Origin of the sequence: Citrobacter sp. CF971 (genome assembly GCF_006385635.1) — a bacterium.
In the GTDB taxonomy this organism is placed as follows: Bacteria; Pseudomonadota; Gammaproteobacteria; order Enterobacterales; family Enterobacteriaceae; genus Citrobacter; species Citrobacter freundii.
Map to the genome: position 1 here is coordinate 4,743,396 of NZ_CP041051.1, position 24,668 is coordinate 4,768,063.

At 53.4% G+C, this 24,668-nt stretch carries 23 protein-coding genes; 14 read left to right on the forward strand and 9 right to left on the reverse strand.

Going from position 1 to position 24,668, the window contains the following annotated elements; all coding sequences use genetic code 11:
- The first annotated feature begins 265 nt into the window (after nt 1-265).
- The gene (gene cspA, locus E6P06_RS26500) at nt 266-478 is read left to right on the forward strand and encodes an RNA chaperone/antiterminator CspA (RefSeq protein ID WP_000014594.1); all 213 of its coding nucleotides are present in this window, start codon (nt 266-268) and stop codon (nt 476-478) included.
- 187 nt (nt 479-665) lie between these two features.
- Nucleotides 666-1,205, forward strand: a complete 540-nt coding sequence (cueP, locus tag E6P06_RS26505) for a copper-binding periplasmic metallochaperone CueP (RefSeq protein WP_139935847.1) — start codon at nt 666-668, stop codon at nt 1,203-1,205.
- Between the two features lie 113 nt (nt 1,206-1,318).
- On the opposite strand, the gene glyS is transcribed toward cueP, so the two are convergent.
- The 3 genes from glyS to E6P06_RS26520 all read right to left on the reverse strand — a co-directional run bounded on the left by glyS (nt 1,319) and on the right by E6P06_RS26520 (nt 4,713).
- Nucleotides 1,319-3,388, reverse strand: coding sequence for a glycine--tRNA ligase subunit beta (glyS, locus tag E6P06_RS26510; RefSeq protein WP_003837705.1), 2,070 nt, complete (start codon nt 3,386-3,388; stop codon nt 1,319-1,321).
- 9 nt (nt 3,389-3,397) lie between these two features.
- Complete coding sequence (gene glyQ / locus E6P06_RS26515; protein WP_001168551.1) at nt 3,398-4,309, reverse strand: glycine--tRNA ligase subunit alpha; 912 nt, start codon at nt 4,307-4,309, stop codon at nt 3,398-3,400.
- A gap of 95 nt (nt 4,310-4,404) precedes the next feature.
- Nucleotides 4,405-4,713 carry a YsaB family lipoprotein gene (locus E6P06_RS26520; RefSeq protein ID WP_003024259.1) on the reverse strand — a complete coding sequence of 103 codons (309 nt, stop codon included), beginning with the start codon at nt 4,711-4,713 and terminating at the stop codon, nt 4,405-4,407.
- Nucleotides 4,714-4,885: 172 nt separating this feature from the next.
- Between E6P06_RS26520 and E6P06_RS26525 the strand changes: the two genes are divergently transcribed.
- Nucleotides 4,886-5,881 (forward strand): acyltransferase, encoded by a 996-nt coding sequence (locus E6P06_RS26525; RefSeq protein WP_139935848.1) that lies wholly within the window; start codon nt 4,886-4,888, stop codon nt 5,879-5,881.
- Here E6P06_RS26525 and yiaB read toward each other — a convergent pair.
- The 3 genes from yiaB to xylA all read right to left on the reverse strand — a co-directional run bounded on the left by yiaB (nt 5,878) and on the right by xylA (nt 9,247).
- Nucleotides 5,878-6,231 (reverse strand): inner membrane protein YiaB, encoded by a 354-nt coding sequence (gene yiaB / locus E6P06_RS26530; protein ID WP_054528877.1) that lies wholly within the window; start codon nt 6,229-6,231, stop codon nt 5,878-5,880. The genes E6P06_RS26525 and yiaB overlap by 4 nt on opposite strands.
- Nucleotides 6,232-6,398: 167 nt before the next feature.
- The gene (gene xylB / locus E6P06_RS26535) at nt 6,399-7,853 is read right to left on the reverse strand and encodes a xylulokinase (RefSeq protein ID WP_139935849.1); all 1,455 of its coding nucleotides are present in this window, start codon (nt 7,851-7,853) and stop codon (nt 6,399-6,401) included.
- A gap of 71 nt (nt 7,854-7,924) precedes the next feature.
- Nucleotides 7,925-9,247 carry a xylose isomerase gene (gene xylA, locus E6P06_RS26540; RefSeq protein ID WP_003024252.1) on the reverse strand — a complete coding sequence of 441 codons (1,323 nt, stop codon included), beginning with the start codon at nt 9,245-9,247 and terminating at the stop codon, nt 7,925-7,927.
- A 361-nt stretch (nt 9,248-9,608) separates the two neighbouring features.
- Between xylA and xylR the strand changes: the two genes are divergently transcribed.
- Nucleotides 9,609-10,787 (forward strand): D-xylose utilization transcriptional activator XylR, encoded by a 1,179-nt coding sequence (gene xylR, locus E6P06_RS26545; RefSeq protein ID WP_003024250.1) that lies wholly within the window; start codon nt 9,609-9,611, stop codon nt 10,785-10,787.
- Between the two features lie 44 nt (nt 10,788-10,831).
- Here xylR and E6P06_RS26550 read toward each other — a convergent pair whose 3' ends face one another.
- Nucleotides 10,832-11,656, reverse strand: a complete 825-nt coding sequence (locus E6P06_RS26550) for a protein bax (protein WP_003024247.1) — start codon at nt 11,654-11,656, stop codon at nt 10,832-10,834.
- A 316-nt stretch (nt 11,657-11,972) separates the two neighbouring features.
- On the opposite strand from E6P06_RS26550, the gene malS reads away from it, so the two are divergent.
- On the forward strand, nt 11,973-14,003 hold the full coding sequence (gene malS, locus E6P06_RS26555) for an alpha-amylase (RefSeq protein ID WP_139935850.1): 2,031 nt from the start codon (nt 11,973-11,975) through the stop codon (nt 14,001-14,003).
- Between the two features lie 176 nt (nt 14,004-14,179).
- A complete protein-coding gene (gene avtA / locus E6P06_RS26560; RefSeq protein ID WP_003837697.1) occupies nt 14,180-15,430 on the forward strand; it encodes a valine--pyruvate transaminase in 1,251 nt (416 codons plus the stop codon).
- A gap of 35 nt (nt 15,431-15,465) precedes the next feature.
- Here avtA and E6P06_RS26565 read toward each other — a convergent pair whose 3' ends face one another.
- On the reverse strand, nt 15,466-15,939 hold the full coding sequence (locus tag E6P06_RS26565; RefSeq protein ID WP_139935851.1) for a 4Fe-4S dicluster domain-containing protein: 474 nt from the start codon (nt 15,937-15,939) through the stop codon (nt 15,466-15,468).
- 117 nt (nt 15,940-16,056) lie between these two features.
- On the reverse strand, nt 16,057-16,872 hold the full coding sequence (gene yiaJ / locus E6P06_RS26570) for an IclR family transcriptional regulator YiaJ (protein ID WP_003024237.1): 816 nt from the start codon (nt 16,870-16,872) through the stop codon (nt 16,057-16,059).
- A gap of 217 nt (nt 16,873-17,089) precedes the next feature.
- On the opposite strand from yiaJ, the gene yiaK reads away from it, so the two are divergent.
- The 8 genes from yiaK to araD all read left to right on the forward strand — a co-directional run bounded on the left by yiaK (nt 17,090) and on the right by araD (nt 24,664).
- A complete protein-coding gene (gene yiaK, locus E6P06_RS26575; RefSeq protein WP_003024235.1) occupies nt 17,090-18,088 on the forward strand; it encodes a 3-dehydro-L-gulonate 2-dehydrogenase in 999 nt (332 codons plus the stop codon).
- Nucleotides 18,089-18,099: 11 nt separating this feature from the next.
- Nucleotides 18,100-18,564: a YhcH/YjgK/YiaL family protein gene (locus tag E6P06_RS26580; protein WP_016151153.1), complete on the forward strand. Its 465-nt coding sequence runs from the start codon at nt 18,100-18,102 to the stop codon at nt 18,562-18,564.
- A gap of 12 nt (nt 18,565-18,576) precedes the next feature.
- The gene (locus tag E6P06_RS26585) at nt 18,577-19,509 is read left to right on the forward strand and encodes a DUF4862 family protein (RefSeq protein ID WP_139935852.1); all 933 of its coding nucleotides are present in this window, start codon (nt 18,577-18,579) and stop codon (nt 19,507-19,509) included.
- Nucleotides 19,510-19,540: 31 nt separating this feature from the next.
- Nucleotides 19,541-20,860 (forward strand): MFS transporter, encoded by a 1,320-nt coding sequence (locus E6P06_RS26590; protein WP_032937196.1) that lies wholly within the window; start codon nt 19,541-19,543, stop codon nt 20,858-20,860.
- 97 nt (nt 20,861-20,957) lie between these two features.
- Nucleotides 20,958-22,460 carry an FGGY-family carbohydrate kinase gene (locus E6P06_RS26595; protein WP_139935853.1) on the forward strand — a complete coding sequence of 501 codons (1,503 nt, stop codon included), beginning with the start codon at nt 20,958-20,960 and terminating at the stop codon, nt 22,458-22,460.
- Nucleotides 22,460-23,122, forward strand: coding sequence for a 3-keto-L-gulonate-6-phosphate decarboxylase UlaD (gene ulaD / locus E6P06_RS26600; protein WP_054528929.1), 663 nt, complete (start codon nt 22,460-22,462; stop codon nt 23,120-23,122). Before E6P06_RS26595 ends, ulaD begins: the two co-directional genes overlap by 1 nt.
- Nucleotides 23,115-23,975, forward strand: a complete 861-nt coding sequence (locus E6P06_RS26605; protein WP_003024218.1) for an L-ribulose-5-phosphate 3-epimerase — start codon at nt 23,115-23,117, stop codon at nt 23,973-23,975. The genes ulaD and E6P06_RS26605 overlap by 8 nt, the downstream gene beginning before the upstream one ends.
- Nucleotides 23,969-24,664, forward strand: coding sequence for an L-ribulose-5-phosphate 4-epimerase (gene araD, locus E6P06_RS26610; protein ID WP_003024215.1), 696 nt, complete (start codon nt 23,969-23,971; stop codon nt 24,662-24,664). Before E6P06_RS26605 ends, araD begins: the two co-directional genes overlap by 7 nt.
- Nucleotides 24,665-24,668: the final 4 nt, after the last annotated feature.

Here is a 24,668-nt window from a genome sequence, read left to right on the forward strand (position 1 = left end):
TTGCTTAAGAACGGTCCTGTAACGGGGCCGTTCCCTTACGAAGGTTATCCACAAAAAAGAAAATAGTAGTTGCATCCACATGCGTAAAATGAGTTAATGCCCTCAACGGTTTGACGTACAGACCATTACAGCAGTTAGTAAGGCAAGTCCCTTCAAGAGTTATCGTTGATACCCTTCGTAGTGAGCATTTCCTTTACTGTTAAAAAATCTGTAAAGCACGCCATATCGCCGAAAGGCACACTTATTTTTTAAAAGGTAATACACTATGTCCGGTAAAATGACTGGTATCGTAAAATGGTTCAACGCTGACAAAGGTTTCGGCTTCATCACTCCTGACGATGGCTCTAAAGACGTGTTCGTACACTTCTCTGCTATCCAGAACGATGGCTACAAATCTCTGGACGAAGGTCAGAAAGTTTCCTTCACCATCGAAAGCGGCGCTAAAGGCCCGGCAGCTGGCAACGTAACCAGCCTGTAAGCTTAAAAAGCTCAAGATTCTGAATCCCTGCCAAACGGCGGGGATTTTTTTTATCTGTACTTCTTAAAACGCCTCGCCCACACGCGTCTTTGCATTACTTTACCCGTCGCCCCTTTGACCTTTCCCTAAGGGCAAGCTTTATAGTGAGCCAGTCTGTATTCCACAACGTTCACAAGGAATTGAAGCTATGTCGAAATCCTCATTGCTGCTGGTTTTAGGTTTACTCACCACCGGTAGCGCGTTCGCCGCAACCCCTGAAGCCACTTTTTTGGCGGAACACGGGCTCAGCGGAAAATCCGTCGAGCAAATCGTCGAGGCCATTGACCAGTCTCCCCAGAGCCGCCCACTGCCCTACTCGGCATCCGTCACCAGCACTGAACTGAAGCTATCTTCAGGCGATCAGATCTATACCCTGCCGCTCGGTGACAAGTTCTATCTGTCATTTGCCCCTTATGAATGGCAAACACATCCTTGCTTCAACCACAGCCTTTCCGGTTGCCAGGGCGAAATGCCGGAGAAGACATTCAATGTCAAAGTGACGGATAACAAGGGTGACGTAGTGCTACAAAAAGAGATGAAGAGCGGTCGAAATGGCTTCGTCGGGGTTTGGCTACCGCGCAATATGGCAGGCACCATCGCAGTAAGCTACAACGGCAAAAAAGCGAAGTATCCCATTAAGACCATGGAAGACAGCCAGACCTGTCTGACTAAATTACAGCTGCGCTAACAACATAAAAAAATGCCGGATGGCGCAATGCTTATCCGGCCTACTGGTGTTTATCTCGTAGGCCGGATAAGGCGAAGCTGCCATCCGGCATTTTCTAAGTCAGCTCAGGACCGTTACTGCAGCAGCGAAATATCCGCCACGCGCAGGAACAGTTCGCGCAGTTTTTCGAGCATGGAGAGACGGTTGATACGCAGATCTTTATCTTCTACGTTGACCATCACTTTCTCGAAGAACGCATCAACTGGCTCACGCAGTTCCGCTAACTCAACCAGCGCTTCCTGGTAATGGCCAGCGGCGAAAACAGGCTCCAGCTTATCGCGCAGCACCACAACCTGCATCGCCAGCGCAATTTCTTCCGGCTCTTTCAGCGTTGCCGCATTCACACGGTCATTCAGCGTTTCTTCAGACTTCGCCAGAATATTTGATACGCGCTTGTTCGCGGCAGCCAGCGCGGACGCGGCCTCCAGGGTACGGAAGTGCGAAACCGCCTTCATACGTGCGTCGAAATCAGCCGGACGAGTCGGACGACGCGCCAGCACGGCCTGAATGGTATCGACGGTATAACCTTCGTCCTGATACCAGGCGCGGAAGCGACCAAGCATAAAGTCGATAACGTCATCCACCACGTTGGCGTTGGTCAGCTTGTCGCCATACAGACGAACAGCCTCTTCCGTCAGCGTTTGCAGATCCAGATTCAGGTTCTTCTCAACAATGATACGCAGCACGCCCAGCGCAGCACGACGCAGCGCAAACGGGTCTTTATCGCCTTTCGGATGCTGACCAATACCGAAAATACCCGCCAGGGTGTCCATCTTGTCAGCAATCGCCACGGCACAAGCCACCGGGTTAGACGGCAGGTCATCACCGGCAAAACGCGGCTGATACTGCTCGTTCAGCGCCACAGCGACATCTTCCGCTTCGCCATCGTGACGCGCGTAGTGCATTCCCATCACGCCCTGAGTGTCGGTGAACTCGAAGACCATGTTGGTCATCAGGTCGCACTTGGACAGCAGGCCAGCACGCGTTGCGTGGTTAACGTCAGCGCCAATTTGACCAGCAATCCAGCCCGCCAGCGCCTGAATACGGTCAGTCTTATCGCGCAGCGTACCCAGTTGCTGTTGGAACAGCACGGTTTGCAGACGCGGCAGATGGTCTTCCAGGCGTTTTTTACGGTCGGTATTGAAGAAGAACTCAGCATCCGCCAGACGCGGACGAACGACTTTCTCGTTACCGGAGATAATCTGGGTCGGATCTTTCGATTCAATGTTGGCAACGAAGATAAAGTTCGGCAGCAGTTTGCCGTCATTCGCGTATACCGGGAAGTACTTCTGGTCACCTTTCATGGTGTGTACCAGCGCTTCAGACGGAACAGCGAGGAATTTCTCTTCGAATTTCGCGGTAAGCACTACCGGCCATTCTACCAGCGAGGTGACTTCTTCCAGCAGGCTTTCGCTCAGATCGGCGTTGCCGCCAATCTTACGCGCCGCTTCTTCAGCATCGGCTTTGATTTTCGCTTTACGCTCAGCGTAATCCGCAATGACTTTGCCGCGCTCACGCAGGATTTCCGGATACTGATCGGCAGAATCGATAGTGAATTCCGGCTCGCCCATAAAGCGGTGTCCACGGATCACACGATCGGACTGAATGCCCAGAATCGTTGCCGGAATCACTTTGTCGCCCAGCAGCAGGGTCACGGTGTGAACCGGACGCACGAAGTGAACGTCAGACGCGCCCCAGCGCATCAGTTTCGGGATCGGCAGCTTCGCAAGCGAAGTGGCGATCATGTTTGGCAGCAGCGTTTCAGCGCTTTCGCCTTTCACATGCGCGCGATACAGCAGCCATTCGCCTTTGTCGGTAGTCAGACGCTCAGCCTGATCAACCGTGATGCCGCAGCCACGTGCCCAACCTTCTGCCGCTTTGCTCGGTTTGCCTTCAGCGTCAAACGCCTGGGCAATGGCCGGACCGCGTTTTTCAACTTCACGATCGGGTTGAGATTCCGCCAGATTCGCGACTTTCAGCGCCAGGCGACGCGGTGCAGCAAACCACTCAACGTTGCCGTGCGCGATGCCAGCGTTGTCCAGCTCCGCGGTAAAGTTTGCAGCAAAGGACTCAGCCAGGCTGCGCAGTGCTTTTGGTGGCAGCTCTTCAGTGCCGATTTCCACCAGAAAAGTTTTCTCAGACATGGCCGCCTCTTATTTGTCTTTGTTGCACATCGGGAAGCCAAGGGCTTCACGGGAAGCGTAGTAAGCTTCTGCCACTGCTTTGGTCAGGGTGCGAATGCGCAGGATATAGCGCTGACGCTCGGTGACGGAGATGGCTTTACGCGCATCCAGCAGGTTGAAGCTATGGGCGGCTTTCAGAATACGTTCATACGCAGGCAGCGGCAGCGGATTTTCCAGCGCCAGCAGCTGCTGCGCTTCTTTCTCGTACTGCTCGAAGCAGGTGAACAGGAAGTCCACGTCGGCGTATTCGAAGTTGTAGGTGGATTGCTCCACTTCGTTCTGATGGAACACGTCACCGTAAGTGGTTTTACCCAGCGGGCCGTCACTCCAGACCAGGTCGTAAACGCTGTCTACGCCCTGAATGTACATGGCCAGACGTTCCAGACCGTAGGTAATTTCCCCGGTTACTGGTTTACATTCCAGACCACCAACCTGCTGGAAGTAGGTGAACTGAGTTACTTCCATGCCGTTCAGCCACACTTCCCAACCCAGACCCCAGGCACCCAGCGTCGGGTTTTCCCAGTTATCTTCCACGAAACGAATATCGTGAATGGTCGGGTCCATACCCAGCTCTTTCAGAGAACCCAGGTACAGCTCCTGAATGTTGTCCGGTGACGGCTTAATCACTACCTGGAACTGATAGTAGTGCTGTAAGCGGTTCGGGTTTTCACCATAGCGGCCATCGGTCGGACGACGGGAAGGCTGCACATAAGCAGTCGCCATCGGTTCCGGCCCCAGCGCACGCAGGCAGGTCATTGGGTGAGATGTTCCCGCGCCGACTTCCATGTCCAATGGTTGAACAATGGTGCAGCCCTGGCGAGCCCAGTAATCCTGTAAGGTCAGGATCAAGCCCTGGAAGGTCCTGGTATCAAACTTTTGCATATTATTTCGTGCTGGATACGTGTGGATTTAAAGGAAGCGATCAGTATACCCGCTGGCTGCAAGATATACAGTACGAAACGGGAAAAAGGGGGAACTTAGCGCATGGAAAGGTGCAAAAACTGCCCGTCTGCATCAAAAGAACAGACAAAACTCTCTTTACGGAAGGTAGAACCACGCATCTCATAGCTGCCCTGGAATTGCTCCAGGCCGGAGATATCAATTTTCTGCGCGCCAGTGTTGTAGCGTTGCGCCGCCTCATTTTTGCACAATGACTCCATATCCAGCGAACGTGTGGCACTGACCTTAACCTTTTGCGCTTTCTGCGCGGGTGCAGACGGTTGTGTGTCAGCGCACGCTACCAGCAAAAGGGTAGCGATTGTGGGAAAGAAATACTTCATCATCATTTTATTACCGCCTGGTTTGCTGGTCAGTCTTATTATTAGTGTCTGGAAACAGATCCTATTTTGAGAATCTCATCAGACCATCTCAAGCTTTAGCGTAAGAACTCGGATTATTCCAGTGAGCTACGTTCGCAAAATATCGGTCAGACTTTTTTTAATGGACACAGAGGAACTGATGCAGCCCAAAATTTTCTGGATTGATAACCTGCGCGGGATAGCCTGTTTAATGGTCGTGATGATCCACACCACGACCTGGTACATCACCAATGCGCAAAGCGTCAGCCCGTTGAATTGGGATCTGGCTAACGTGCTCAATTCAGCCTCTCGCGTCAGCGTCCCGCTGTTCTTTATGATTTCGGGTTATCTGTTTTTTGGCGAGCGTAGCGCCAAACCGCGCCATTTCCTGCGCATCACGCTCTGCATTCTGTTTTACAGCAGCGTGGCGCTGGCCTATATCCTGCTGTTTACCTCGATCAACGCTGAGCTGTCGCTGAAGAACCTGCTGCAAAAGCCGGTGTTCTATCATCTGTGGTTTTTCTTCGCGATCGCCGTCATCTACCTGGTTTCTCCGCTGATACAGGTGAAAAATATCAGCGGCAAGATGCTGCTGGCGTTGATGGTGGTGATAGGCGTGATTGCCAATCCCAATACCGTCTCGCAAAAAATTGGCGGTTTTGAATGGCTACCCATTAACCTGTACATCAGCGGCGACACCTTCTATTACATCCTGTACGGCATGCTGGGCCGGGCGATTGGCATGATGGATACGCAAAAGCGCGCGCTCAGCTGGCTCTGTGCGGCGTTATTCATTACCGCAGTATTTATTATTTCTCGTGGCACATTGCATGAACTGCGCTGGCGAGGCAATTTTGCCGACACCTGGTACCTCTACTGCGGCCCTGCGGTATTTATTTGCGCCGCCTCACTCCTGACGCTGGTCAAAAATACGCTCAGCACACGTACTCTGCCGCTACTGGGCCTTATTTCTCGCCATTCATTGGGCATTTATGGTTTTCATGCGCTGATCATTCACGCGCTGCGCACCAATGGCATCGAACTCAAGAACTGGCCGCCGCTCGATATGCTGTGGATTTTCAGCGCCACGCTGGCGGGAAGCCTGCTGCTATCCATGCTGCTGCAACGCATCGATACGCGCAGGCTGGTGAGTTAATCCCCCGTATTTTGCAGGCGCAGCAATAAAGCTTGCCCCAGTAAACATACGATGAATGCCATCGGGTAAAGCCCCTTTTCAAGGGGCGATAATGGGGCGTTCCAGACGCCCACCAGCAGCAACCCTACCGTGATGAGTGTGACCATTTGACATACAGAGGTTAAGCGCTCGTCGCTCTGATCGAGATTTTCAGCACGCTGATAAACATATGTCACAAACATTCCCGTCATCAGCACGCCGAAAAAATAGCCTTTGCCACTCAATAACGGGCATGCCCGCCAAAAACCAATAACGTAAATCAGTGCGCCAGAGAGGAATAACATCCATAGCAACAGCCTTGTCGTCTTCATTGGGATCTCCTTATCCATCATGGATACAATATGAATAACCCGCTAAAGACAACACAGAAAAATGGCACTACGCCGGACTTTCAGAATAAATCCATGCGTACTAACTATTTATTGGATTGAAATATACATTTGATAAATCCCCTCTGTTTACCAGAGGGGAACGAGGATCAGGACATCAGCGGTTGCAACTGCTGGTAGATTAGGCGGAAGGTTTCCCGACGTTGTTGGTAAAGCGCGTGGCGCCCGGCGTCAGGATAATGCGCTTGTTCCAGCGTAAGCTGAGGCAGAAGGTCTGATAAAGGCCGCTGCGGATTCATGGCAATTTGCGCCAGTCGCGCCGCACCAAGTGCAGGGCCGACATCACCGCCGGTACGATAATCCAGCTGCAATCCGCTGATGTCAGATAGCATCTGACGCCAGTATTCACTGCGCGCCCCGCCGCCAATCAACGTAATGCTGGCGGGCTGCACGCCGCAGGCATGTACCACGTCCATACCGTCAGCCAGCGCAAACCCCACACCTTCCAGCACCGCCTGCGCCAGTTCTGCCGGACCATGCTGATGCGTCAGACCGAAAAATACGCCCTTGGCCTGCGGATTGTTATGCGGCGTACGTTCACCGGAAAGATAAGGTAAAAACCAGACCGGCTCCGCGAGTTCATCAGCCTGTTGCGCAGCGTCGATCAATGCAGGAACGCTCGCCAGTCCGGTTAATTTTGCCGCCCAGTCCAGACACGATGCCGCACTTAACATCACAGACATCAGATGCCATCGCTCAGGCAAAGCATGGCAAAAACTGTGAACCGCACTTTCCGGTTTGCTAAGGAAACCATCACTCACCGCAAAATAGACACCGGACGTCCCCAGCGAAAGCATCGCCTGACCGGCATTCATCATGCCTACGCCAACCGCCCCCGCCGCGTTATCACCACCTCCGGCAACAACCGCAATCTCCTGCATTCCCCAGGCTTTAGCGACGTCTGGCAACAAGGTTCCGGTAATCTCGCTGCCTTCATAGAGCGCAGGCATATGTGCGCGAGTCAGTTTACAGGCAGTCAGCATGACATCGCTCCAGTCACGCTTCGCGACATCCAGCCACATTGTCCCTGCCGCATCAGACATATCGCTGGCAAAATCACCGGTCATGCGCAAACGCAGGTAATCTTTCGGCAGCAGGACTTTATCAATCTGGTTGAAAATCTCCGGCTCGTGGCGTTGCACCCACAGCAGTTTTGGCGCGGTAAAGCCAGGCATCATCAGGTTGCCGGTGATCGCACGAGACTGCGGAACCTGATTCTCCAGCATCACGCACTCTTCACCACAGCGACCATCGTTCCACAGAATAGCCGGACGCAATACCTTCTGTTGCTCATCCAGTAGCGTCGCGCCGTGCATCTGTCCGGCAATCCCCAACGCTTTCACCTCGCGAAGCGAATGCTGCTGACCCAGCGCTTTCACAGCCCGATCCGTTGCCGACCACCACTGCTCAGGGTCTTGTTCAGACCATAACGGATGCGGGCGCGAGACGGTGAGTTTCTCCGTGTGCGAAGCGACCACATCCCCCTGCTCGTTGAGCAGGATGGCCTTTACGCCTGATGTGCCAAGATCTATCCCGATATACATAAGGCATCGTTCCTTAAAGAAAGGCCCGGTAGCGCGAGCTGACCGGGCTTACGGACGTTCTCAGAAACCCGTTATTTGTCGAACAAATAATGGTTCACCAGATTTTCCAGCAATTCCTGATGACCGCTCTGGTGCACCGGCGCCAGGTTATGTTGTTCAGCGTACTGCGCAATTTCCGTCAGCGTCATCTGCCCTTTCAGAATTTGCTGGCCCAGCTCACCATTCCAACCGGCATAACGTTTTGCCACGCGCTGATCCAGACCACCGTCTTCAATCATACGGGCCGCAATTTTCAACGACAGTGCCATGGTATCCATCGCGCCAATATGACCATAGAACAGATCATATTTATCGGTACTCTGACGACGCACTTTGGCATCGAAGTTCAGGCCACCGGTGGTGAAACCGCCCGCTTTCAGGATTTCGTACATCACCAGCGCGTTCTCTTCTACGCTGTTCGGGAACTGATCCGTGTCCCAGCCCAGCTGCGCGTCACCACGGTTGGCATCGACAGAGCCAAACAGACCCAGCGCGATAGCGGTGGCGATTTCGTGATGGAACGAGTGGCCCGCCAGCGTGGCATGGTTAGCTTCGATATTCAGTTTGATCTCTTTTTCCAGACCGAACTGCTTGAGGAAGCCGTAGACGGTCGCCGCATCGTAGTCGTACTGGTGCTTGGTCGGTTCCTGCGGTTTCGGCTCGATAAGCAAAGTGCCCTGGAAACCGGTTTTGTGTTTGTGCTCCACCACCAGTTGCATGAAGCGACCAATTTGCTCACGTTCCTGACGCAGATCGGTATTCAGCAGCGTCTCATAGCCTTCACGACCACCCCACAGAACGTAGTTTTCACCGCCTAACTTGTGCGTGGCATCCATGGCCGTAACCACCTGCGTGGCGGCCCAGCTGAACACTTCTGGATCCGGGTTTGTTGCCGCACCCGCGCCGTAGCGTGGGTTGGTAAAGCAGTTTGCTGTTCCCCACAGCAGCTTCACGCCGCTCTGTTCCTGTTTTGCCGCCAGCACATCAACCATCTGCGCAAAGTTGTTTTTGTACTCTTTCAGTGAAGCCCCTTCAGGCGAGACATCCACATCATGGAAGCAGTAGTAAGGCACGTTCAGCTTGTGGAAGAACTCAAATGCCACGTCCGCTTTGCGTTTCGCCAGCGCCAGTGCTTCACCAGGCTGCTGCCACGGACGATCGAAAGCGCCCATACCGAACATATCCGCACCGTTCCAGCAGAAGGTATGCCAGTAGCAGGCAGCAAAACGCAGATGATCTTCCATACGTTTGCCCAACACGATTTCGTCAGGATTGTAATGGCGAAATGCGAGCGGGTTGGTGGATTGAGTACCTTCAAAACGAACACGATCGAGTTGGTCAAAATAAGCCGGCATAATAAGCTCCATAATCAGGTAATACGGTAAGTAAACTGCGATATGGCTATACTGGAATTTCCTGATTTATTGCTCAATTACGTTATTTCACACCGCTATTAAGAGAATACCCAAACGTGCGCTGGCTCCCAAAAAAACACGCTGAAAAACGAAATAAAAAAGCGATCGCGATCGAAGGTTAGCCATTAAACAAAAAACCGTAATGCGCAGATGAAAAATGACAATTGTCATCCCGCTGACAGTATGTAAATTTTGCCTGGCCTCAGGCAATCAGGAAATTTGTCACGCTTCATCAAGCAGTCGTACCGGCGGTTTTGCTAGTATCGACAGGCCCACGTTAACCTTTCCAGGACAGGTTCTTATGTTTGATAAACGTCACCGCATCACTCTGTTATTCAATGCCAATAAAGCCTATGACCGTCAGGTGGTAGAAGGAGTGGGTGAATATTTACAGGCATCGCAATCCGAGTGGGATATATTCATTGAGGAAGATTTCCGCGCCCGTATCGATAATATTAAAGACTGGTTAGGCGATGGCGTTATTGCCGATTATGACGATGATGACATTGCGCAATTACTTGCCGATGTCGATGTTCCGATCATCGGCGTTGGGGGTTCCTACCATCGGGAGCAAGATTACCCCCCGGTACATTACATTGCTACCGACAACCACGCGCTGGTAGAAAGCGCTTTTCTGCATCTGAAAGAGAAAGGGGTTAACCGTTTTGCGTTTTACGGCCTGCCTTCCTCAAGCGGTAAACGCTGGGCCGCAGAACGTGAATATGCCTTTTGCCAGTTGGTGGCTAAAGAAAAGTACCGAGGCGTCGTCTACCAGGGGCTGGAAACTGCGCCGGAAAACTGGCAGCACGCGCAAAATCGTCTGGCAGACTGGCTACAAACGTTGCCGCCGCAAACCGGCATTATCGCGGTCACCGACGCGCGGGCACGACACGTCCTGCAGGTCTGCGAGCACCTACATATCCCGGTACCGGAAAAGCTATGCGTGATAGGAATAGATAACGAAGAACTGACCCGTTACTTGTCACGGGTAGCGCTGTCATCCGTGGCTCAGGGAGCCCGGCAGATGGGCTACCAGGCCGCAAAACTTCTGCACCGCTTGCTGGCGAATGAGGCGCTGCCGCTGCAACGCATTCTGGTTCCTCCGGTGCGCGTGGTTGAGCGGCGCTCAACCGATTACCGCTCCTTGACCGATCCTGCCGTCATTCAGGCGATGCACTTTATCCGCAATCATGCCTGCAAAGGGATTAAGGTTGAGCAAGTTCTTGATTCAGTAGGGATTTCACGTTCAAATCTGGAGAAGCGTTTTAAAGAAGAGGTCGGAGAGACTATCCACGCCGTGATTCATGCCGAAAAGCTGGAAAAAGCGCGCAGTCTGTTGATTTCTACCACGCTTTCAATCAACGAAATTTCACAGATGTGCGGCTATCCGTCTCTGCAGTATTTCTATTCGGTCTTCAAGAAAGAGTACGACACGACGCCAAAAGAGTATCGCGATGTGAACAGCGAAGTGTTGCTGTGAGGATTATTGCCGGATACGGCGAAGCCGCCATCCGGCACACAGAATTACATATGCGCGGCGATTAAACGCTGGTTATCCTGATACATTGCGAACAGATAGTTGTTGTAGCTCTGTCCTTTAGTGGAATAACCCTTCAGCTTATGGATCATCGCGGTAGCGGTGACTTCCTGATCGGCTTTACGCAGCTGCGCACGTGATTTACGGAAAGAAGAGTAAGCCGGGTGCGTGTTCAGGTTGATGACGTAAGCATTCACCGACTCTTTCACCGATTCAAACTGTGAGTAGCCTTTCACCTTACCAGGGGCATTGTTACAACGACCTTTGCCACATTTCATGCCAAACAGGTTGTTGTTGCTACGCGCCAGCTTCGACGTACCCCAGCCGCTTTCGGCCGCAGCCATGGTTGCCACCATACTGGTCGGGATAATGTCTACGCGCTCAAGCAGCGTATTCCACGGAATTTTACGCGTGTTGCCAGACCAGCTCACCTTGTAGCGCTTCGCGATGTCTTTCATACGCGTACGCTCAGTCGGTGACCAGCGATTCTGGTACTGTTTTGAAATCAGCCAGTTACGGTCCGCAGTAATGGCAGCATTTTGACTGGTAATATAAGGCATAACCGTCCGGAGAAACGCTTTTTTCCTTGGTGTTCCGGAAGGGTATTTTCGCAAATCAGGAAGTGAACTACTCTTTGCACTATTGCGAGAATACTCTTGTTTACTGCTAACCTGTTTATTACTTGCCTTGGTTATCTGGGGCTTGTGACTCGTTGTCGCCGTGTGTGTCTTTGCCAGCACCTCACCCGAAAATGCAACGGTGAGTAACATAAGAATCATTGCCCCATATCGTCGAATGGGAGTCAATATCATTAGGTCTCCTGGTCGGATTTATACATTCCAACACCTTATATTTTTCACAAAAATGAGAGATGAATCTCAAATCATATCAAAAATAGCCGTCAAGAGCACCCAAAGGAATAGTCCAATTCTGAAACTATGTCACGCATTAACAGTTCAGGGTGCCATTAATTCGAAGAAAATGTGGAGGTTATCGCAAAATTAGTTCATTTTTTGAACGCGATCGCTCACCCTCACTTCTCCTCCTGGCGGAATCGACTCAAAGGATGAGTTTCCAGCCTGATTTCACTGGCAAACTGGCGAAAACAGCAGCACCAAGGACAGCATTATGAAACTTGCCGCCGTTGCGCTGGCGCTCATGCCCGGCATTGCCATCGCCTCATCATGGACTTCTCAGGGACTCCCCAACTTCGAAGCGGAAGGTACGGGTAAATTCGTCAGCCATGCAGCGTTGACGAAGGGTACTCGTCCTTTAATCCTGAATTTTGACCAACAGTGCTGGCAGCCTGCTGATGCGATAAAACTCAACCAGATGCTATCGCTAAAACCGTGTGAAGGCGCGCCGCCGCAGTGGCGTTTATTCAAAGACGGCGATTACACGCTGGAAGTCGATACCCGCTCCGGAACGCCAACGTTGATGCTTTCGGTAAAAAGCGCCGCAGACCCTGTCACGACCCAGATTCGCCAGTGCCCGAAATGGGATGGTTCGCCGTTAACACTGGATGTGAGCCAGACCTTTCCGGAAGGTGCCGTGGTGCGCGATTACTACAGCAAACAAACGGCAACCGTAAAGAATGGGTCGATTACCCTACAGCCTGCCGCAGCCAGTAACGGGCTGTTGCTGCTGGAACGGGCAGAAACCGATGCCCCGGCTACTTTCGACTGGCATAACGCTACGGTGTATTTCGTTCTGACGGATCGCTTTGTAAATGGTGACCCAGGCAACGACCACAGCTACGGACGTCGCAACGACGGCATGCAGGAAATTGGCACTTTCCACGGTGGCGATTTGCGCGGACTCACCAGTAAACTCGACTACCTGCAACAGTTGGGCGTCAACGCCTTGTGGATCAGCGCACCGTTTGAGCAAATTCACGGTTGGGTCGGCGGCGGCACCAAAGGCGATTTCCCCCACTACGCTTATCACGGCTATTACACTCAGGACTGGACCACGCTCGATGCGAATATGGGTAATGAAGCTGACCTGCGTGCCCTGGTTGACGGTGCGCACCAGCGCGGCATTCGTATCCTGTTCGATGTCGTCATGAATCATACCGGCTACGCCACGCTGGCGGATATGCAGGAGTATCAGTTTGGAGCGCTGTACTTGTCGGGCGATGAACTGAAAAACACGCTCGGTGAACGCTGGACGGACTGGAAGCCAGCCGCCGGGCAAAGCTGGCACAGCTTTAATGATTACATCAACTTCAGCGATAAAGCAGGTTGGGAAAAATGGTGGGGGAAAAACTGGATCCGTACCGATATTGGCGATTACGACAATCCTGGCTTTGACGACCTGACCATGTCACTGGCCTTCCTGCCCGATCTGAAAACCGAATCCACCACACCTTCCGGGCTGCCAAACTTTTATCAGCATAAGCCAGATACGCACGCTAAAGCTATCGCCGGTTACACGCCCCGCGATTATCTGACGCACTGGCTCAGCCAGTGGGTGCGTGATTACGGGATTGACGGCTTTCGGGTTGATACCGCCAAACACGTCGAGCTTCCCGCCTGGCAGCAATTAAAAACACAGGCCAGCGCAGCGCTGGCTGAGTGGAAGAAAGCCAACCCGGATAAAGCGCTGGATGATGAATCTTTCTGGATGACCGGCGAGGCCTGGGGTCACGGCGTGATGCAAAGCGACTATTACCGTCACGGCTTTGATGCGATGATCAATTTCGACTATCAGGAGCAGGCGACAAAGGCCGTCGATTGTCTGGCAAATATGGATGTCACCTGGCAACAAATGGCTGAAAAACTGCAGGATTTCAACGTCCTGAGCTATCTCTCCTCACACGATACGCGTCTGTTTCGCGAAGGTGGAGACAAAGCCGCAGAGCTATTGCTGCTGGCACCTGGCGCGGTACAACTCTTTTACGGTGACGAGTCGGCCCGACCCTTTGGACCAACAGGCTCAGACCCATTGCAGGGCACGCGCTCAGAAATGAACTGGCAGGATGTGAGCGGGAAATCTGCCGCCAGCGTCGCACACTGGCAGCGCATCAGTCAGTTCCGAGCCAGACATCCCGCCATCGGCGCCGGTAAACAGACTACGCTGACATTGAAGCAGGGATACGGATTTATCCGCGAGCATGGCGACGATAAGGTGATGGTGGTGTGGGCCGGCCAGCCCTGATCCCAACAGGCTTCCCGCTGTGCATGCGGCGGGAAGCCCAACACAAAATAAAAAACCAGCCAGGCAAACATCTGCAGCACAAAACATCAATCCGGTCCGCTTCCCCTGATTTGCACCCTGCCATGGGTAGCGCTATGGTTAGCCACTTTACTACTCAGTTCGACAGACCCCCTGCTATGACATTCTCACTTTTTGGCGACAAATTTACCCGCCATTCAGGCATCACCCGCCTGATGGAGGACCTCAACGACGGTTTACGCACCCCAGGCGCCATCATGCTCGGCGGTGGTAATCCGGCGCAAATTCCAGAGATGCAAAATTACTTCCAGTCTCTGCTAACAGATATGCTGGCAAACGGCAAAGCCACTGATGCGCTTTGCAATTATGACGGTCCGCAAGGGAAAACCGAGCTCCTGTCTGAGTTGGCGAAACTGCTACGTGAGAAGCAGGGTTGGGATATCGAGCCACAAAATATTGCACTGACAAATGGCAGTCAGAGCGCGTTTTTCTACTTATTCAATCTGTTCGCCGGACGCCGCGCTGACGGAACAACGCAAAAAGTGTTATTCCCATTAGCCCCGGAATACATTGGCTATGCCGATTCCGGGCTAGAAGAAGATCTTTTCGTATCCGCACGTCCGAACATCGAACTGTTACCGGAAGGCCAGTTTAAGTATCACGTTGATTTTGAACACCTGCACATCGGTGAAGAGACGGGGATGATCTGCGTGTCACGCCCGACTAACCCGACAGGCAATGTGATCACAGACGACGAGCTGATGAAGCTGGACCGGCTGGCCAACCAGCATGGGATCCCGCTGGTGATTGATAACGCCTATGGCGTACCATTCCCTGGCATCATCTTTAGCGAAGCGCGTCCGCTGTGGAACCCCAACATTGTGCTGTGCATGAGCCTTTCCAAGCTGGGTCTGCCAGGTTCCCGCTGCGGCATCATTATCGCCAATGAAAAAATCATCACTGCGATTACCAATATGAACGGCATCATCAGCCTTGCTCCTGGCGGGATGGGACCGGCGATGATGTGCGAGATGATTAAACGTAACGATCTACTGCGCCTGTCCGAAACGGTAATTAAACCGTTTTACTATCAGCGCGTTCAGGAGACGATTGCGATTATTCGCCGCTACTTGTCAGAAGATCGCTGCCTTATCCATAAACCAGAGGGCGCGATTTTTCTTTGGCTGTGGTTCAAAGATTTGCCCATCACGACTGAACTGCTGTATCAGCGCCTGAAAGCGCGTGGCGTGCTGATGGTTCCCGGCGACTACTTCTTCCCGGGGCTGGATAAACCGTGGCCGCATACCCATCAGTGCATGCGCATGAACTACGTTCCGGAACCGGAGAAAATCGAGGCTGGCGTGAAGATTCTGGCTGAAGAGATCGAACGCGCCTGGCTGGAAGGCTGATGATAAACCCGACCCAGGCACGGGTCGGGCTACTTTCACAGCGGCTGGGAACGTAGACGCTGTTTCTGGACGCTGACCGCATCTATACACTGCAACGCGCTGGTCGGGCAGGCTTCTACACACGCTGGCCCCGTCTCACGATGCCAGCACAAATCGCATTTTATCGCCTGCACCCGCGACGAACGGGCAACGACATTCATTGCCCCAAACGGGCAAGCCAGCATACAGCTTTTACAACCAATACAACGTGTCTGTTCAACGAAGATATGCCCATGTTCACGACGAATGGCGTAAGTTGGACAAACATTCGCACAGGGAGCGTCTTCGCATTGATGGCAGGCGACCGCCGTTGTAAAGGCGTCATCTTTGATTACCCGAATCCGCGGTATAAACGCAGAAGAAGAGACCGACGCACAGTCCTGGTTTTGCTGGTGCGCGACGACGCAGGCAACTTCGCAGGTACGACACCCAATACATTTTGCCGCATCCGCCATAATAAACGCGTTCATTGTCCCCTCCCTCTGCGTGAAAACCACAGAGTGCCAGAGAGGTCGCCCTTGTCGCTTTGATCGGACAGGGGAAACGGTTAAATATTGTCAGGTACCTGAATAACTATGGATCTCTGCCTAATCGCGAACGGTAAAACCCAGCTCATTTGAAATCGCCTGCGCGGTTTCCCGTAGTGGCTTGAGTAGATTTTTTTCCCCTATCTGCTTAAGTCGCGAGGTAGAGAGTGAAATTGACACCGCGTACGGCACCCGACCATGAATATCAAACACCGGCACGGCAATACAGGAAACGCCCAGTTCGTTCTCTTCCCGATCCATCGCCATACTGCTTTCGCGGATCTGCGCCAATTCGTCGTACATCGCCGGTAAACCGGTAATGGTATTGCGGGTCAGGGGCTGAATAAGATCCTGATGGCTCTCCCAGTAGGCTTCCACATAATCCGCATGCCCAAACGCCATGTAAATTTTACCCATCGCCGAGCAATACAGCGGCATATGTTGGCCGATATAAGCGCGGGTACGCAGCATGCCCGTCGTCGGTTCCAGCTTATAAATCAGAATCGCGTGGTCATCTTCACGGCTTGAGAAGTTGATGGTTTCACCGGTGGCGATATTCAGCGCTTCGAGGTGCGGCGCAGCAACATGGATGATGTTCAGTGACGACAACGCCTTCTGACCCACGGCAATAAATTTGGTGGTCAGGCGATAACTCCCTGCCGCTGGCGCGGGGGTGACATACCCACAGGATTGCAGCCCTTGCAGGAGTCGATGCACAGTACTTTTGTTCAGCCCTGCCAGTTCAGACAAATGCGCCAACGGGCACCCATTCGGATAGTTACTCAGAATCTCAATCAACATCAAACCACGGAACAGGCTCTGACTTCCGGCTGGCCTCTCTTTGTCTTGCGTCATTTCACTCTCTTTTGTGCCCATCGCTTCCGCTCCCCTTTTCGTCGCGCTCTGATGGTAGCGCAAAGTGTGTTTCAGTTCACGATCTGAACCGAAAAAACACAACTATTTGATTTTGATGATTTTAAAAAATAGACCACCCCGTTGATCTGTCAAAATTTGATCGCTATATTTGAAATCAGATTTCGCATAGTGAAATTTAGAGATAAAAAAGCGATCAAATTTAAACAAGGAAACAGGAATGAAAGTCACTTTTGAGCAGTTGAAAGATGCGTTCAATCGGGTACTGCTGGCACGCGGTATCGCCGTTGAAACCGCCGATGCCTGTGCCGAAATGTTTGCGCGCACCACCGAGTCCGGCGTGTATTCACACGGCGTGAATCGTTTTCCTCGTTTTATTCAGCAATTAGATAACGGCGACATCATTCCTGAGGCCAAACCGCAACGCATTACTAGCCTGGGAGCGATTGAACAATGGGATGCCCAGCGTTCGATCGGAAATCTGACGGCGAAAAAGATGATGGACAGAGCCATTGAGCTGGCCTCCGATCACGGTATTGGCCTGGTCGCACTGCGTAACGCCAACCACTGGATGCGCGGCGGCAGCTATGGCTGGCAGGCGGCGGAGAAAGGTTACATCGGTATCTGCTGGACTAACTCGATTGCCGTCATGCCGCCGTGGGGTTCGAAAGAGTGCCGCATTGGTACTAACCCGTTGATCGTCGCGATCCCCTCATCGCCAATCACCATGGTTGATATGTCGATGTCGATGTTCTCCTACGGCATGCTGGAAGTGAATCGCCTGGCCGGTCGCGAACTGCCGGTAGATGGTGGCTTTGATGATGAAGGCAATCTCACTAAAGAGCCGGGCGTTATCGAAAAAAACCGCCGCATTTTACCAATGGGTTACTGGAAAGGTTCAGGTCTGTCGATTGTGCTGGATATGATCGCCACCCTGCTTTCAGACGGTTCTTCCGTGGCCGAGGTCACCCAGGACAACAGCGATGAATATGGCGTTTCACAGATTTTCATCGCCATTGAAGTGGATAAGCTGATCGATGGCGCCACCCGTGATGCCAAGCTACAGCGGATTATGGATTTCATCACCTCCGCCGAACGCGCCGATGAAAACACACCTGTCCGCCTGCCGGGCCACGAGTTTACAAAGCTGCTGGAAGAAAACCGCCGTAACGGTATCACCGTTGATGACAGCGTCTGGGCCAAAATTCAGGCGTTGTAAGGAGTCAGTGTATGATCTTTGGACATATCGCTCAGCCTAACCCATGTCGTTTACCCGCGGCGATTGAAAGGGCACTCGACTTTCTGCGCAGCACAGACTTCCGCAATCTGGAACCGGGCGTGGTAGAAATCGACGGTAAAAATATCTTTGCGCAGGTTATCGATTTAACCACGCGTGACGTTGCCGAAAATCGCCCGGAGGTGCATCGCCGCTACCTGGATATTCAATTTCTGGCCTGGGGCGAAGAGAAAATCGGGATCGCGATTGATACCGGGAATAACCAAATCAGCGAATCGTTATTAGAACAGCGCGATATTATTTTTTATCACGCCAGCGAACATGAATCTTTCATTGAAATGATTCCGGGAAGCTACGCCATATTTTTCCCGCAGGATGTTCACCGTCCTGCATGTCATAAAACTGTCGCCACGGCGATCCGCAAAATAGTTGTGAAGGTTGCTATTTCAGTTTTATAAAAGGAGCACAACATGAGCGTTAATAATGCCGGTTATATTATCGGCGCGTACCCCTGTGCACCCTCATTTCACCAAAAGAGTGAAGAGGAAGAGAAGGAATTCTGGCGACAGCTCGCCGATACTCCGGATATTCGCGGTCTGGAGCAGCCCTGCCTTGAACATCTTCATCCGTTAGGCGACGAATGGTTATTACGTCATACGCCGGGCGACTGGCAAATCGTGGTCACCGCCATTATGGAAACCATGCGCCGTCGCGCCGCAAACAGCGCTTTTGGGCTGGCCTCCAGCGACGAAGAACAGCGTAAAGCCTGCGTGGCGTATTACCGTCATCTGCAGCAGAAAATCAACCATATCAATACGGCACACGCCGGAAAAGTGATTGCGCTGGAACTGCATGCCGCCCCCAATGCCAGCAACCCAAATGTTGCACAGGCCACCGACGCGTTTGCCCGTTCGCTGAAAGAGATTACCTCCTGGGACTGGTCCTGCGATCTGGTGCTGGAACATTGCGACGCCATGACCGGCATTGCGCCGCGCAAAGGCTTTCTGCCGTTAGACAATGTGCTGGAGGTCATTGCCGGGTATGACATCAGCGTGTGCATTAACTGGGCGCGATCGACCATTGAAGGGCAGAATCCCGCCCTGGCGCTGGCCCACACGCAGCAGGCCAAACGGGCTGGAAAACTGGGTGCGCTGATGTTCTCCGGTACCACGCTTGCGGGGGAATACGGCGAATGGCAGGACTTACACGCGCCGTTTGCCCCATTCTGCCCACAAAGCCTGATGACCACCGACCATGCCCGCGAATTATTCGCCTGCGCAAAAGCCGAACCATTGCAATTTGCCGGTATTAAATTGCTGGAAATAAACGCCAATGCAGATGTGAACCATCGCGTAGCAATATTGCGCGACGGTATCGCCGCATTAAATAAAGCAAAACTATAAAAATAAAATACTACTCTACGAGAATATTAATATGAACATGACCTCTCGCCCTACACTCAAAGATATACCCCGTCAGCGCTGGCTGCGGATTATTCCACCTATTCTCATCGCCTGTATTATTTCTTATATGGACCGCGTCAATATCGCTTTCGCGATGCCGGGCGGAATGGATGAGGAATTAGGTATTTCCGCCACCATGGCAGGACTGGCTGGCGGTATTTTCTTTATCGGTTATCTGTTTTTACAGGTTCCCGGCGGAAAAATTGCCGTTCACGGCAGCGGCAAGAAATTTATCGGCTGGTCGCTGGTTGCCTGGGCGGTTATTTCCGTCCTCACGGGGTTAATCACTAATCAGTACCAACTGCTGGTTCTGCGCTTTTTACTCGGCGTTGCCGAAGGCGGCATGCTGCCGGTGGTGCTGACGATGATCAGTAACTGGTTCCCCGACGCCGAGCGTGGTCGCGCCAATGCGATTGTGATTATGTTTGTGCCGATTGCCGGGATCATTACCGCCCCGCTCTCGGGCTGGATTATCACCGTTCTCGACTGGCGCTGGCTGTTCATCATTGAAGGTTTGCTTTCCGTCGTTGTACTGGTGTTGTGGGCCTATACCGTTTACGACCGTCCGCAGGAGGCGCGCTGGATCTCTGAGGCCGAGAAAAATTACCTGGTCGAAACGCTGGCCGCCGAGCAAAAAGCCATTGCCGGAACGGAAGTCAAAAATGCCTCTCTGGGCGCGGTGCTTTCCGATAAAACCATGTGGCAGCTCATCGCGCTGAACTTCTTCTATCAGACCGGGATTTACGGTTACACCCTGTGGCTGCCGACCATCCTCAAAGAGTTGACGCACAGCAGTATGGGACAGGTCGGTATGCTCGCCATTCTGCCGTACGTCGGGGCCATTGCCGGGATGTTCCTGTTCTCTTCTCTCTCTGACCGCACCGGCAAACGCAAGCTGTTCGTCTGCCTGCCGTTGATTGGCTTTGCCCTGTGCATGTTCCTTTCCGTGGCGCTGAAAAATAACGTCTGGCTGGCTTATGCCGCGCTGGTCGGCTGCGGCTTCTTCCTGCAATCGGCAGCGGGCGTGTTCTGGACCATTCCGGCGCGTTTGTTCAGTGCGGAAATGGCCGGTGGCGCGCGTGGAGTCATCAACGCGCTGGGCAACCTCGGCGGCTTCTGCGGTCCTTATGCGGTCGGCGTACTCATCACCCTGTATAGCAAAGATGCGGGGGTTTACTGCCTGGCTATCTCACTGGCTCTGGCCGCGCTGATGGCGCTGCTGCTGCCAGCCAAATGCGACGCCGGTGCCACTCCGCTAAAGACACTGAATCCACATAAACGTACAGCGTAAAACAATGCCCGGTGGCGCTGCGCTTACCGGGCCTACAGGTAGCAACCGTCGTAGGCCGGATAAGCGCAGCGCCATCCGGCAAAAATGAGATAACAAGATGAGTGAGAAAGAGACCTTCTGGCTGGGTATTGATTGTGGCGGTACGTATCTGAAAGCCGGGTTGTATGACGCCAAAGGTCATGAACATGGCATTAACCGGCAATCGTTGCAGACCGCATCGCCATTGCCCGGTTACGCCGAACGCGATATGCACCAGTTGTGGCAACAGTGTGTAGCCATGATCGCCGGGCTGTTAGCGCGCACCGGCGTCTGCGGCGATCAAATCAAAGGCGTCGGTATTTCCGCTCAGGGCAAAGGCCTGTTCCTTCTCGATAAGCAGGATAAACCGCTGGGCAATGCCATCCTTTCTTCCGACCGCCGGGCGATGGATATCGTTCAGCGCTGGCAGCAGGATGGGATCCCTGAGCAGCTCTACCCGGTAACCCGCCAGACATTGTGGACCGGGCATCCGGCATCATTGCTGCGCTGGGTGAAAGAGAATCAACCTCACCGTTACGCGCAAATTGGCTGCGTCATGATGGGCCATGACTATCTGCGCTGGTGCTTAACCGGCATCAAAGGCTGTGAAGAGAGCAATATCTCCGAGTCGAACCTCTACAACATGACTTCGGGTCAGTACGACTCGCGCCTGACCCAGTGGCTGGGCATCAGTGAGATCGACAATGCGCTACCGCCGATTGTCGGTTCAGCAGAAATATGCGGGGAAATCACCGCTCAGACAGCCGCCATAACCGGTCTGGCGGCGGGCACGCCCGTCGTCGGTGGACTGTTTGATGTGGTTTCCACCGCACTCTGCGCCGGTATCGAAGATGAATACACCCTCAACGCGGTGATGGGTACCTGGGCCGTCACCAGCGGGATCGCTCACGGTCTGCGCGACCACGAGGCCCATCCCTATGTTTATGGGCGCTATGTCAACGACGGGCAGTACATCGTTCACGAAGCTAGCCCGACCTCTTCCGGCAATCTGGAATGGTTTACCGCCCAGTGGGGCGAACTCTCTTTTGCTGAGATCAATCAGGCCGTCGCCAGCTTACCGAAAGCCGGTAGCGAGCTTTTCTTCCTGCCCTTTTTGTACGGCAGCAACGCCGGGCTGGAGATGACCAGCGGCTTTTATGGCATGCAGGCAATACACACTCGCGCCCACTTATTACAGGCCATCTACGAAGGCGTGGTTTTTAGCCACATGACCCACCTCAACCGCATGCGCGAACGTTTTACGAAGGCGCATACCCTGCGCGTCACCGGCGGTCCGGCGCACTCCGACATCTGGATGCAAATGCTGGCAGACGTCAGCGGTTTACGTATCGAATTGCCACAGATTGAAGAGACCGGTTGCTTTGGCGCTGCGCTCGCCGCCCGCGTCGGCACCGGCGTTTATTCCAACTTCAGCGACGCCCAGCGCAGCCTACAGCACCCGGTGCGCACGCTATTGCCGGACGCCGCCGCGCAGGCGAGCTATCAGCATAAATACCGCCAATACCTGGATTTAATTACCGCACTACAGGGCTACCACGCCCGCATTAAGGAGCACGAATGATGAGTCGACCATTACTGCAACTGGCGCTCGACCACACCAGCCTTGAAGCCGCACAACGCGACGTCGCGCTGCTACAAGAGAGCGTCGATATCGTTGAAGCGGGGACGATTCTCTGCTTAACCGAAGGGCTGAGCGCCGTGAAAGCACTGCGTGCCCAGTGCCCGAATAAAATCATCGTCGCCGACTGGAAAGTGGCCGATGCGGGCGAAACCCTCGCGCAGCAAGCCTTTGGAGCAGGTGCAAACTGGATGACCATTATCTGTGCTGCGCCGCTGGCGACGGTAGAGAAAGGTCATGGCATCGCGCAGTCCTGCGGCGGCGAAATTCAGATGGAGCTGTTCGGCAACTGGACGCTGGATGATGCCCGCGACTGGTATCGCGTTGGCGTTCGCCAGGCGATTTACCATCGTGGCCGCGATGCTCAGGCCAGCGGACAACAGTGGGGAGAAGCAGACCTGGCGCGTATGAAGGCGCTTTCTGATATTGGTCTGGAACTGTCGATTACCGGTGGGATCACGCCCGCCGATCTGTCGTTGTTTCGCGATATTAACGTCAAAGCTTTTATTGCCGGGCGCGCGCTGGCGGGAGCGCAAAACCCAGCGCAGGTTGCTGGCGAATTCCATGCGCAAATCGACGCCATCTGGGGAACACAGCATGCGTAATCATCCATTAGGTATCTATGAAAAAGCGCTGGCGAAAGACCTCTCCTGGCCGGAACGGCTGGTGCTGGCAAAAAGCTGCGGTTTTGATTTCGTCGAGATGTCGGTGGATGAAACCGATGAACGTCTGTCGCGTCTCGACTGGAGTCCGGCTCAGCGCGCATCGCTGGTGAGCGCGATGCTGGAAACCGGCGTGGCGATCCCATCAATGTGCTTGTCCGCCCACCGTCGTTTTCCCTTTGGCAGCCGCGATGAAGCCGTGCGTGAGCGGGCGCGAGAAATAATGAGCAAAGCCATTCGTCTGGCGCGCGATCTGGGTATCCGCACTATTCAACTGGCTGGTTACGACGTCTATTACGAAGAACATGACGCAGGAACGCAGCAGCGCTTTGCCGAAGGGCTGGCATGGGCCGTCGAGCAAGCCGCTGCCGCGCAGGTGATGCTGGCGGTAGAAATCATGGATACCGCGTTTATGAACTCGATCAGCAAGTGGAAAAAGTGGGATGAAATGCTGTCATCGCCGTGGTTCACCGTTTATCCGGACGTGGGCAACCTCAGCGCCTGGGGGAATGACGTCACTGCCGAATTGACGCTGGGCATTGACCGCATCGCTGCTATCCATCTGAAAGACACGCTGCCGGTAACCGAAACTCATCCGGGCCAGTTTCGCGATGTGCCGTTTGGCGAAGGGTGCGTGGACTTTGTTGGCATCTTCAAAACGCTGCATCAGCTGAACTATCGCGGGTCGTTTCTGATTGAAATGTGGACTGAAAAAGCGAAGGAGCCGGTACTGGAAATTATCCAGGCACGGCGCTGGATAGAAGCACGCATGCAGGAAGGAGGATTTCCATGTTAGAACAACTGAAAGCCGAGGTGCTGGCGGCAAACCTGGCGCTCCCGGCTCATGGCTTAGTCACCTTTACCTGGGGCAACGTCAGCGCAGTGGATGAAACACGTAAACTGATGGTGATTAAGCCATCCGGCGTGGAATATGAGGTGATGACCGCCGACGACATGGTGGTAGTGGATATTGCCAGCGGCAACGTAGTGGAAGGCAACAAAAAACCGTCGTCCGACACGCCAACCCATCTGGCGCTGTATCGTCGTTATCCACAGATCGGCGGGATCGTCCATACCCATTCTCGCCACGCGACAATCTGGTCGCAGGCGGGTCTGGATCTCCCTGCATGGGGCACCACGCATGCCGATTATTTCTATGGTTCTATTCCGTGTACGCGTCTAATGACCGCTGAAGAGATCAACGGCGAATATGAATATCAAACCGGAGAGGTGATCATTCAGACCTTCGAGCAGCGCGATCTCAATCCGCTGCAGGTTCCGGCGGTATTGGTGCACTCCCACGGACCGTTCGCCTGGGGTAAAGACGCCGCAGACGCGGTGCATAACGCTGTGGTGCTCGAAGAGTGCGCCTACATGGGGTTGTTCTCTCGCCAGTTAGCCCCGCAGTTGCCGGATATGCAGTCTGAGTTGCTGGATAAACATTATCTGCGCAAACACGGGGCGAATGCGTATTACGGACAATAACGGG